General features: G+C 47.4%; 8 protein-coding genes. 2 read left to right on the forward strand and 6 right to left on the reverse strand.

Annotation, left to right across the window (positions count from 1 at the left end; all coding sequences use genetic code 11):
• Positions 1–367: 367 nt before the first annotated feature.
• Complete coding sequence (locus tag C4F51_RS14735) at positions 368–1,990, reverse strand: alpha-glucosidase family protein (RefSeq protein ID WP_193911066.1); 1,623 nt, start codon at positions 1,988–1,990, stop codon at positions 368–370.
• A 524-nt stretch (positions 1,991–2,514) separates the two neighbouring features.
• On the opposite strand from C4F51_RS14735, the gene C4F51_RS14740 reads away from it, so the two are divergent.
• Entirely contained in the window at positions 2,515–4,938 is a 2,424-nt protein-coding gene (locus C4F51_RS14740; RefSeq protein ID WP_193911069.1) for a glucan 1,4-alpha-glucosidase, read from the forward strand.
• Between the two features lie 61 nt (positions 4,939–4,999).
• The gene (locus C4F51_RS14745) at positions 5,000–6,493 is read left to right on the forward strand and encodes an MFS transporter (protein ID WP_193911071.1); all 1,494 of its coding nucleotides are present in this window, start codon (positions 5,000–5,002) and stop codon (positions 6,491–6,493) included.
• Between the two features lie 417 nt (positions 6,494–6,910).
• Here the strand turns inward: C4F51_RS14745 and C4F51_RS14750 are convergent, their stop codons facing one another.
• From C4F51_RS14750 to C4F51_RS14770, 5 genes are all read right to left on the reverse strand, one after another.
• Positions 6,911–8,035: an SIR2 family protein gene (locus C4F51_RS14750; RefSeq protein ID WP_193911073.1), complete on the reverse strand. Its 1,125-nt coding sequence runs from the start codon at positions 8,033–8,035 to the stop codon at positions 6,911–6,913.
• Between the two features lie 79 nt (positions 8,036–8,114).
• The gene (locus C4F51_RS14755; protein ID WP_193911075.1) at positions 8,115–8,783 is read right to left on the reverse strand and encodes an SLATT domain-containing protein; all 669 of its coding nucleotides are present in this window, start codon (positions 8,781–8,783) and stop codon (positions 8,115–8,117) included.
• Between the two features lie 433 nt (positions 8,784–9,216).
• A complete protein-coding gene (locus tag C4F51_RS14760; RefSeq protein WP_193911077.1) occupies positions 9,217–10,167 on the reverse strand; it encodes an FRG domain-containing protein in 951 nt (316 codons plus the stop codon).
• A 133-nt stretch (positions 10,168–10,300) separates the two neighbouring features.
• A complete protein-coding gene (locus C4F51_RS14765; RefSeq protein ID WP_193911079.1) occupies positions 10,301–10,792 on the reverse strand; it encodes a hypothetical protein in 492 nt (163 codons plus the stop codon).
• Positions 10,793–11,405: 613 nt separating this feature from the next.
• Positions 11,406–12,443 (reverse strand): LacI family DNA-binding transcriptional regulator, encoded by a 1,038-nt coding sequence (locus C4F51_RS14770; protein WP_193911081.1) that lies wholly within the window; start codon positions 12,441–12,443, stop codon positions 11,406–11,408.
• Positions 12,444–12,509: the final 66 nt, after the last annotated feature.

The raw sequence follows: 12,509 nt of genomic DNA on the forward strand, positions 1-12,509 counted from the left end.
ACTAATCTGGCCGCCCCCTTAAGAATCATTACCCTTTTTGCAATAAAATCGCTACCGCGTTAGAGCGCAAGAGGTTTCCGGTTAACGGCAGCAGGCTGATTGAAGCTTTTTGTACCTGTAAATTCTACCGCCACACAGGTGTGTGTAACCGGATAGCAGCAGCATAGTTTGCCAATGGTTGGCGAGCAGATGAGCGGGAAATAAAGAAAGGGATCGGCAACAGACAATGGATAATGTCTTCAAAAAAAACAAACCGCTCCGGCAAGGAACGGCCTGTTATTCATTGAGCAACAGCAGTATTGAAAAACGAAGCTTATTAAAAAATCAATGGCGTCAAAAAAATCGCTGCGCACTTTACTGAAAATTATTAAAACCGAATAAACTGGCTGCCATAAGGTGCCAAAGTAATCCTATTATTCGCTGCCAACGCCATGGTTTGTGCCGGCGAAGCGTAAACCGGCATTCCGCCACTCTCCGGCAAGGTAAACTGCTGCGCCTCACCGGAAAAATTAAATACTGCCAGCAGGCGCTGTTCACCCGTGTAACGATAAAACGCCAATACATTTTCCGAATCGCATACAAAACGAATATTCCCTTCCAGCAACAGCGGTTGCTGTTTGCGCCAGCGGATAAAATCACGGTAATGATTTAATACCGAGCCGGCTTCATGCTCCTGCACATCCACGGCAAATTCGCGGTGGCTCTCGGAAACCGGTAACCAGGTGTTTTCGCTATCGGAAAATCCCCCGGCAATGGCAGTTTTATGCCATGGCATGGGCGTACGGCAACCATCGCGACCTTTAAACATTGGCCAGAAGGTAATGCCGTAAGGGTCTTGCAACTTGTGATGCTCAATGACCGCTTCTGTCAGCCCCAGCTCTTCACCCTGATAGGTACATACGCTACCGCGCAGTGACAACAATAAGGTGTTGAACAATTTTGCCATCGCCGGGGTGGGCGTTTCACCGCCCCAGCGGCTGAGAACGCGTACCACATCATGGTTGCCGTGCGCCCAGCAAGACCAACCTTCGGTGAGGTTTTTTTCCAAATTCTCGACCGTTTCACGCACATAAGCAGGCGATACCTTTTCGGCCAGCAATTCAAAACTGTAAGCCATGTGCAAGCGATTGTTGCCCGCCGTGTATTCCGCCATGGAGTGCAACGAGTCTTCGGTAGAAATTTCACCCAGCGTTACCGTGCCCGGATAACCATTCAGCAAGGCGCGCAATTTTTCAATAAACGCCAGTGTTTCCGGGCGATCATTGTTGTATAAATGACGCTGAAAAGCATAAGGGTTATCTACCGAAAAGCCCCTGCCCTTGCGCTCCTCTGCCGGCTTGGCCGGGTTGTCCCGCAGCGCCTCATCATGAAAGCAAAAAGTAATGGCATCCAGACGCAAACCGTCCACACCCCGTTTCAACCAGAATTCCACTTCATCGAGAATTTGTTGCTGTACCGCTTCGCAGTGATAATTCAAATCCGGCTGGCTTTTTAAAAAATTGTGCAAATAATACTGGCCGCGGCGCGGTTCCCACTCCCAGGCGACACCACCAAAGATCGCCAGCCAATTGTTGGGTGGTGAACCGTCATCACGTGGATCGACCCACACATACCAATCGGCCTTCTCGTTAGTTCGCGATGTGCGGCTCTCCTGAAACCAGGCATGCTGGTCAGAGGTATGGCTGAGCACCTGATCAATAATGATTTTCAGACCGAGTTGATGGGCTTTTTTAATAAGCCGATCCAGATCATCCAGGTGACCGAAAATAGGATCAATGCTGCGGTAGTCACTGATGTCGTAACCGAAGTCGTGCATGGGGGATTTGAAAAAAGGCGATATCCAAATGGCATCCACACCCAGACTGGCAATGTAATCCAGTTTTTCAATAATACCAGGCAGGTCACCAATGCCATCGCCATTGCTGTCCATAAGGCTGCGAGGATAAACCTGATAGATCACCGCACCGCGCCACCAGAGAGAAGAGGTCATGATGGCTGTACTCCTTCGCGCCGATTTATTGTGTGGGCTTGATAATTTGAGGCTGCGCATAAGCGCGCAGCAAGACCGAATACCACTGCAACCGTCAGTGACAGTGAACACACCACGACAGACATAAACGTTACCTGACATCGTTATTATTGACTTGCCATCCGAGGTGATTCGATGGCCTTGTTAAGCAATTTTTCGGGATCGCTTTTTTGTCAGACCAAAATACGCCAGTGTTCCTTTACGTCGCAAGGCTATACATACGTATGCATAGCCGCGCCAGCTTAATTTTTGTTCGATTCGTGTAGGAATACGTATGCAATAAATAACTGAAAAGGTTTTATATGGCGGAAGAGACTACGGCGCCCGATGGGACGGCGGTCTCAACGCCTATGTCAGAAAAACCAAATAACTCTGTTCAAATGAACAAGCTTTAACGACTGAATACGTATGTAACCTATTGAATTGAAGAGCCCCAAAAACTACCGTAGGCGTAACTCATAACAATATCCAATAAGGCCTTCACCATGCGTATTCTTTGCAGCAGCTTTCTGCTGGGTTCCCTTGCCTTGCTCACCGGTTGCGACTCCTCCCCCAAAGAAGCTTCCACTCCCAACAAAACAGCCAGCGCACTGGTCGCGCCCGGCGCGCCGGGTGACAACCCGGTATGGGCGTTTTCGGGAAAAACCGGTATCGGCACATCTTATGAAGCTTACCGGGATGGTCACTATCACGATGATGCCAGCACCGGCACTGTGTCCAAAGTATGGTTCTCGCTGGCCGAAGGCATCATCACCGAAACTATGTACGGCATGATTCATGAAGCCCAAATTAAAGACATTCAATTTTTTATTCAGGGCGAGGGCTTTTTGCATGAAGAAAGCAAAGACACCATCAGCCATATTGAATATCTGCATACCGATGCAGAAGGCCGCCCGTTATCCCTGGCGTATAAAATTATCAACCGCGATAAACAAAACCGTTACGAAATCGAAAAACATGTGTTTACCGATCCGGACGGACAATCATTAATGTTCCGGGTCATCTTTCGGGCCAACGAAGAACATATTACGCCCTGGTTACATATTACACCGCAGGTTGCCAATACCGGCATTAACGACAAAGCCTGGCAGGAAAATAGCACCTGGTACGCGCAAGAAGGTAATACCACTCTGGCGGTAAAAACCGATGCGCCGGTGGCCAGCAGCACCGTCGGTTTTATGGGGCAATCCGATGGTGTTACACAGCTGCAACAGCAGGGAAAATTGCACCGGGCTTACACCACCACCGGCGATAAACCCGGTCATGTGGGTATCACCTTGCAGCTGCCAATGCTGAATAATGAAAGCGCCGATTGGCAATTTGTCATTGGTTTTGGCGATAGCCCGGCCAGCAGCTCACAACAGGCCGATGCAACCTTGAAAAGAGGCTATGAAGAAGTACTCGGGCATTACAATGGTGAAGGCCAACATATCGGCTGGCAGGATTATCTGGAAAGTTTGCCGCAATTACCGGCGTTGTCTGCAATTGCAACTGACCAGGGTAAATTGCTGTATGCCAGCGCGCTGGTGTTAAAAGCCCAGGAAGATAAAACCCATGCCGGTGCGCTGATCGCATCACTCTCAAACCCTTGGGGTGATACCGTACCGGCGACTACCGCACGCACTGGTTATAAAGCCGTGTGGCCACGGGATTTTTACCAGGTTGCCATGGCGATGCTGGCGCTGGGTGATCGCGAAACGCCCAAAGTCGCGTTTGAATATTTACAAAAAGTGCAGGTAACTGAAAACACGCCGGGTTTTAGCGGCGCACCCGGCTGGTTTTTACAAAAAACCCGGGTTGATGGTGAGCTGGAATGGGTAGCCATTCAAATGGACCAAACCGCCATGCCAATTATGCTGGGCTGGCGCTTGTGGCAAGAGGATGTACTAACCGATGAAGAAGCAGTGCATTGGTTTAACCACATGCTGAAACCGGCCGCCGATTTTCTCGCCGATGGCGGCAAGGTAAAACTGGATTGGGTCGATATTGATTTAAAACCACCCTTTACCCAGCAAGAGCGCTGGGAAGAACAACAAGGTTATTCGCCGTCCAGCACCGCAGCCATTATTGCCGGCCTGATTACCGCAGCAGACCTGGCAAAACTGGCTGGAAATGAGGAGCGCGCCGCGCATTATCTGCAAGTTGCCGATCGTATTTCCGGTGAGATAGAAAGCACCATGTTTACCACGCAAGGTTCGCTCACCGGCGAGTACGGCGATGGCCGTTATTATTTGCGCATTACTGAAAACACCAACCCCAATGATCGTGCGTCGCTGGCAACTCGCAACGGACGCGATATGACCGATGAAAGTCTGGTGATTGACGGTGGCTTTTTGGAGCTGGTGCGGTATGGTGTTCGCCCGGCCAATGATGCCTATATTCTGGAAGCCCTGCCTGAGTTGGATAATCAATCGCTATCGGATGATTTACGCGTGAAATACGAATTCAGCTTCCCCGGTGTTGACGGATCTTTCCCGGGCTGGCGCCGCTACGGTATTGATGGCTACGGTGAAGATATCAAAACCGGGCTGGGCTACGGTGCAGTCAATGAAGTGATGAGCCCCGGCCAACGTGGCCGCGTATGGCCATTTTTTACTGGCGAACGCGCCCATTACGAACTGGCTCATGCGCGAGCAACCGAGGCACTCAATGAAAAAACACTGGGCAATTTGCGCAGTACCTATGTAAAAGGTCTTGAGTTGTTCGCCAACGAAGGGCTGATGCTACCGGAACAGGTATGGGACGGTGTCGGCAATAATGAAGTTCGCCATTATGCGCCTGGCCAAGGCACCAACTCGGCAACCCCGCTGGCCTGGACCCACGCCGAATATGTAAAACTGCTGCGCTCCTTACACGATAAAACGGTGTGGGATCACTACCCACTGGTAGAACAGCATTTCCAACAATAAAAAATAAGGTAACGGCTAAAGGCAGGGACGCCATAGCCATAGATCACAGGTAATAATAAAAATGAATGTAAAACCGCAGTTAAGTTTTTGGCAAATCTGGAACATGTGTTTCGGGTTTCTTGGTATTCAATTCGGCTTCGCCTTGCAAAACACCAATGTCAGCCGCGTGTTTCAAACACTCGGCGCATCCATTGATGATATTCCGCTGTTATGGATAGCCGCGCCAGTAACCGGCTTGCTGGTGCAACCGATCATTGGTTACTGGAGCGACCGCACCTGGAGCACACTGGGTCGTCGTCGGCCGTTTATTTTATACGGCGCTATTGCCGCCAGCCTGGCATTGATCGTTATGCCCAACTCGCCCACGCTGTGGATTGCAGCCGGTATGCTGTGGGTACTGGATGCGTCCATCAACATCACCATGGAGCCCTTTCGTGCGCTCACTGGCGATATGCTACCGGAAAGCCAACGTGCCACCGGCTTTACCTTGCAAAGTTTTTTTATTGGCGTGGGCGCGGTGATTGCTTCGGCGCTGCCGTGGATTTTCAGCAACTGGTTGGGCATTGCCAATACCGCCCCGGAAGGTGTAATTCCCGATTCGGTAATTTATGCATTTTATTGCGGCGCTGTTATTTATTTATTGAGCGTGCTCTGGACGGTACTAAAAACCCGCGAATATACACCGCAACAAATGGCAGCATTTGATGGCCTGCGCGAAGAAAGTCGCCAGAAACATAACGACCCGGGCATTCAACACCGCTTCTCTCGCAATGGTATTTATTACCTCGCCGCTGCCATGTTATTTACGCTGGTAATTTATTGGCGCAACTGGGATGCCCAGTTGTATATTCTGTGCGGGTTGCTGGCGACATTTGCGCTGTTACAAATGATTGCCGGGCAACTGCAAAATAAACAACGCCTCAACAATGCCTGGTTTCAAATTACCAACGATTTGTACCAGATGCCCAACACCATGAAACAGCTGGCCGTAGTGCAGTTTTTCTCCTGGTTCGCCCTTTTTTCCATGTGGATTTACACCACACCGGCAGTAACCTCCCACCACTACCAAACCACCGATACCACATCTTTGGCCTACAACCAGGGCGCTGACCTGGTGGCTATTTTATTCGCCGCCTACAACGGCTTTGCCGCACTGGCCGCGTTGATTATTCCTTTTCTCGTGAAGAAAACCGGCGCGCAAATAGCACATGCACTGTGTCTGGTTTGCGGCGGTTTGGGGTTAATTTCCTTCTGGCTAATCACCGACCCAAGCTGGTTAATATTCTCCATGGTCGGCGTAGGCATCGCCTGGGCGTCCATCCTCTCCCTGCCCTACGCCATGCTCTCCTGCGCCTTACCGGCACACAAAATGGGAATTTATATCGGGATTTTCAATTTCTTTATTGTAATTCCGCAAATACTGGCTGCCAGTTTATTGGGGCTTTTACTGCGGGAAGTATTACAAGGCAGCACACTGATGGTACTGGTAGCAGGCGGCGGCTCGTTTATTCTGGCAGCGCTATTCAGCTTGCGGGTGCGGTGGCAAAGTGTTTGAAATTTAACACCGCATGCAAGGACGCGAGTTTATGAGCACCCCATCGCCTCTTGGGCGGTTTATTGACATGCTTTGTTAATGGTCATTTCATCGCGCTCATCCAACCTCGCCTGCCTTTCCTGGAGAATTTCCCTGTAGAGTGGGCGCATGCTGATCCATCTCTGCGTATACGAACCAAAGACCTCACTTTCGGGGTGTTTTGCAAGTTATCGCTTTGCTGCTTCGTGGTATCAGCTGCAAATAAGTAGAGTATGAGATCCACTACCGGCAAGACTAAAATTAACGTGTAAATTGCTTTTAAGGCCATATAGCCTGGTTTCAAGCACAGCCGCGCGACGCAAATGGTCACAAAAAAATATGAAATATATAGAACTGTAATAAGGCTAGATTCCACATGCTACTCAATTAACGCAAAGCTCAGGAGCGGCTCTCGAAGCGAGCCATCCCCAGCAGCGTCTTGTTAGCTGAAAGCAGTCCATCAAAAATTTTCGATTTTACAAACCGTTCGAATGTATATTCATAGTATTCAACATTTTTTGACAACCCTTCATATCTATGTTTGAGGTCCTTGGCTCTACTTTTATTTATAACGATAATCTTCCCGTCTTCTGAAAAACATCTCCTTATTAGCGCACGAATATGAACATCAGCTTCAGGAAATGAGTATCCGATAAAAACAAGCTGCTTAGCATTTCCTACAAGATAGGACGCCTCATCATAAAGCTTACTAAATATGAAATTATGGTTAGTCTTAATATGCGTTGGCATTTGAAGTAAAGAAGAAAGCCGGTTCCGATCAAAGGGGCATTCTGTGACCTGATTGTCCATAAACGACTTAAATGAGTCTAACTTAAGATTAAACTCGTGCTGCCAAGGTGTGAGAGCTATCTGCCCACAGCATGAGCAGTATTTCCAATTCAGACTGCCGTGCAACTTGATTAGTTTAATTCTAGTAACCTTATCGTAATTGAATCTCTCGCTAGGCTTTTTGGGATCAACCCACCAATCAAATGCCCCCCCTGCTTCTGGATTTCTGAAATTTATAAAGTCAAGACAGTAATCAATTAAACACTCTGGATATATTGAGTCAAAAGCTTCGTCTGCAAGCGTGTCGTAATTTGTTGTGATTACACCTACTTCTGGATCTACCTCCTTGATCTTTCTCCAAAACTCTCCAAATAGCTCACTTCTCTTCGTATTCTTGCTTATGAGATAGTGTACAACTTTGGTGAAATCTACCTTTATCTCAAGCAGCTCCTTAACTCCCCACCCTCTCGATAAAGAGAGATCATTCTTAATGAAGAACTCAATAAACCCGAAAACTTCCTCAAGTGACGGTGTTTGTTCTCCTTGGGCAAAATACTCAGTCAGAAATTTACGAAGACGCTTTGCTGTATCAGAGTGCTTGAGCTGAGGATCTGTATCTCTAATTATCTGAGGTAGTATATCCGCCTGCAAGGGAACACCATCAGCATAAGAAGCACCAGCACCAAATATGAACACAGTTGAAGGCTTATCATTCTGAACTGGTAACGCTTCCATTTTCTCGATCTACCCTTTGAGCCAACGTTTAAACTCAGGCCGCGGGCCGCCATGGCGAGCCGTACCTGCAAGCGAATGGTTAGTCCGAACCACACTGATTTCCGGGCCCACCGGCATGTCTTTGTAACTCCAATTTCGTCAAATCGACCGCCTTCTTCCATTCAGCAGTTTCAGTGCCAAGCACCAAATGCATCTGCTCGATAAACTCAACAGAACGATCAATCAATAAAACCGATTTCTCTGCATCCGAAGCAAAAATATTTGATACAAAAATTCGTTTGGCATCAAGCGCATATAACTCGAATATTCGCTCTATATCCAACTGTGTCTTCACATATCGGTGGTGAGAGTTAGTTCCACCAAATACGTTGTCTGCGACCAGGACGGAGCCTGCGAGCGCAAAGAAGTAGTACCCCCAAGAAAGGAAATTCTCAGGCAAGTCGCTCAAAATGTGTCCCGCAACTGGAACCAGTATTCCGACAGTACCGAATAGCCATGCCATATAATGAAGAAGAGTTGATAGCCTTCTTGCTTGCACACGACGCAGATAGTAATAACGAATTTCCGCATTGGCGAGTTCGCCAACCAGAGCGAAAATTTCATTTCCTGAATTAGTAGGATCTACTATTCTCAATGTTTCCGAGAACTGAGTTACACGAACGGGATCTTCTACCTTAGGGCCAAAAGGATATGGAAGTCCTATGCGCCACCTGAACGGATCGAGCTTATGCTTGTCATTTTTGAACATCCCCATTTGACTCCTGAACCAACCTTCATGTGCCAGCTAATCTTCGCTAAGGGGAGCGCACCAAGGCGTCCCATGGAAGCCGCACGCGGCCGGAATATACTTAAGCTAATTGTTATTGGAGCCAACGCAGAGAGAAAGTGACAAAAGGAAACTGCAACCAACCTTGGCACATTTAATTTTCTCGGATATTGGCACCTAAGCCAGCATTTGGCAAGACTCAATATAACTACATTTTTCGCCGAACTTTAATATTTGCAATGAATAAAAATTCCAAATCAGAGAATCACTAAAAAAACATGAAAAAATACACACGGAATTTCAGATTTTACTCGTTAAGAACAACACGAAAATAATAACGCCGCGTTATGCAGAAAATTTGGAGCGCAGCGGAAAATTTTTCCGACAGCAGCGCCTTGCTAAGCGCGTCGCCCCACTAGTAAATTTTAATTTTCGGTGTCGCAAAGTTAGAAAATCCTGAGAAATCCGGGTAGATCGTAGAATGCCTATAGCCGAAAAGCTTGTCCAGTCTTCGGCGAATATCCTCTTTTGCTCCGGCTTTAATTCTGAACGTATACAAGGCTCCAGATCCAGCACCTTTGCCTTTGGCTGGATCAAACACATGAGGCCTTGCTGCTATACAGCATGCATTTCTTCCTTCCTCAATCGTCCACCAACCATCTTTAAAGTTTGGGGTCTTTGGAAACTGAAACTTCTTTTTATCTGGCTTATTTGACGCAGGCACGCCGCCAAATAAGAAGCCGCCGTTTTGAGCTGCAATTCGTGCATCTATATTGGCCGGCTTCCACGCAAAAACCGATGTAGTCCATTCCTTCTTGTCTACTCCATCTTCCCGGCCAATCTTCCACGGCCTGTTAAGATCGTCCTCCCAGGAGCGAAAACTATCGTTCTCATTGATTAATCGGTCGGTTATGTCAAACGCGAATAGCCTGGCATCCTTATCTTCGTGAACTCGGGCTCCGTTGCTCCATTTTTCCTCAACCGCAAACCATGCACCGACCCAAGCATTGAAAGTGATATCAAGTAAGCGCGTGGGCGCTCCATAATGTTGGAGCATCGCAAGTTGATTCAGGATCGAAAGTCTTCCAGTTTGAGAGGATGAGTGCAGTCCCCAGCGGTGCAGCTCAGCGAGAATATCTTGCTCTTCTTTCGCAATCTCATCTTCGGTGAGAACCTTAGCCTTTGTAATATTCATCCTCCGATACAACGAGCTATGAAGCGCCCAACTTGCATCAATCTGTCCTCGCCAAGCAAACTTAATGTCCTTGGTGACGGCTTTTTCCATGATCTGGTTAATAACTGAAAGCAATCCATTAAAGTCGGCAACTTCTACCTCAAAGGGCTTCCAAAAATCCTCAGCGCTCAAAATATATTTCCTTATCGCTTAACGCCGTAATAAACGGTGGCTTTTAAGTTTCACTTTTTCCAAAAAATGGAGCGAAGCGGAATGGAAAAAGTGAAACTTAAAAGCCATCCGTTTGACTGCTTTGGTATATATATTAACCACGATCTGGAACCCTAATTGTTCCTGTCAATTTGCTATCTGTAAGAATTGATTGAGCCGCAAATTTTTCCAGAAGACTTTCAACAATAATTCTATCGCTGCAACTACAAAGAGGGCCGAGTGTCACAGTCATTTCATCAAATATTTCGGGATTAAGATCCATGTCATAATAGTTAATATCAGAACCCTGTCCCGACTCTAAAGCTTGAGTAACATTTCCCATTAGCTCTTTATTGAATTGAATAAATGAGTTGTTGCACCTCACAGCCGTACTATTAGGAAATATCATTAAGACAAACCTATATTCGTCTTGAAAAGACCAATCCGGACTTTTTAGAGCGGCCAACTGGCTTGGGGTATTAATTTTTAAGTTTATTAGTTTTCCATTTTCAAACTCAGCTTCTATCCCTCTATTTTTTTGTTCTTTATAGTCATCTCGATATATCACTTCTCTCGCAAACCACTCATGCCTAATGAAATCAGGCATGATAAAATATTTATCCGACGACCACTGTTCAAAAGGAATTGGGATAAAAAACTGACCTTTAGATCGCTCCGTTAAATAATCAGGTGCTTTTAATGGCTGTTAATTAAACATTCGCTCTGGAAGAGATATACGAACGCCAGACATATTCGGCGTATACATATTCCACTGTGGAATACTTTCCCTACATTGGGTAGTCCAGCAACTAACAAAGAAGAACTCTCCCAACTTCAATTGTGAAAAAGCATCATTTTCAGTTGTGTCATCTACACGATCTAGCCTATTGAATCTTATGTTTCCTGTCTTTAGTATCAATGCCAACGCATCGATACTAGTATAGTGATGGATTATTCTATTCAACTACAACGTCTCCGAAAGACACATAACATTAGTATATCGCGCATGCGCGTTATCCTGCCTGATTTTGCACATTATCATTCCTAGCGTGCTGGGAACCGGCTGACTATAAATCGGTTTTTAACGAAAGCAAAGTGGATAACACGTATTACAAGTAGATAAACGAGCAATAGATTTATTGCAGCTTCAATACAATTAATAAAAACACAATATAGGCCAGCGACTACTTTTCTTATGGCAGGTCTGAAAAAAATTATCGCTATAAGTTATTTTTCCCACCGCAAGAACCACGCACCATTAAATCCGCTGGCATAAGAAAAGATTGCCGGGTTTCGCCATTGACCAGATCCAGCAAATTTTCTACCAGCAATTCACCGGCCTTGCGGGTGTTTTGTTGTACGGTGGTTAGCGGTGGATGGGTGTAGCTGGCCATGGGGATATCATCAAAACCGACGACGGATAGTTCATCGGGGATTGCTACACCGGCTTCCTGAAAGGCTTTCATGGCACCAATGGCGATGAGGTCGCTGGCACCGAACAAACCGTCGATGGTGGTGTGTCTTTCCTGTAATGTGAGCGCTGCTTTGTAACCGGCATCTTCCGAGGTTTCGGCATCTACTTGAAGTAGTGGCTCGGCTGCAATACCGGCTTCTTGCAAAGCCGCCAGGTAGCCGCGATAGCGTTGTAAAAATTCCGGGCTGCGTTCGGAAATGTCACCAATAAAGGCAATGTGGCGGCTCCCCAGATTTATTAAATGACGGGTTGCGGTGAGTGCGGCATTGAAGTTATCGCAGCCAATAAACATGCCCGGCTGACCTTCCAGCACCGGCCCCCAGGTGATGTAGTGCGCACCAGCGGCGTCCAGACGCGCCAGCTTTTCAGAGTAGGTTACGTAGTCGCCATAGCCCAGAAAAATAATGCCATCGGCCCGGTTGGCGTCTTCGTAGTCGGCTTGCCAGTCTTCGCTGAATTGTTGAAAGGAAATCAGCAAGTCGTAACCACGCGAAGCCGATGCTCGGGTGATGCTACCCAGCATGGAGAGAAAAAACGGATTGATCAGTGAATCGCCAGTGCCCTGGTCTTCACAAAAAAGCAGTGCCAGGGTGCGTGTTTTTTGCGAGCGTAAATTGCGCGCATTGATATCCACTTTGTAATTCAGTTCGCGGGCAATGGCTTGCACCTTGCGGCGGGTTTCTTCATTCACCAGCGGGCTGTTGCGCAGAGCACGCGACACGGTGGGCTGGGAAACCCCGGCCAGCCAGGCAATATCAAACGAGGTGGGTTTGCCGTCTTTCATTGCGTACTACTCCGGGCAACGCCATCAACAGGGGCGGTCGGGTTATCGTTATAATTAGGTCGCGTT

This window comes from Cellvibrio polysaccharolyticus (assembly GCF_015182315.1).
Classification (GTDB): Bacteria; Pseudomonadota; Gammaproteobacteria; order Pseudomonadales; family Cellvibrionaceae; genus Cellvibrio; species Cellvibrio polysaccharolyticus.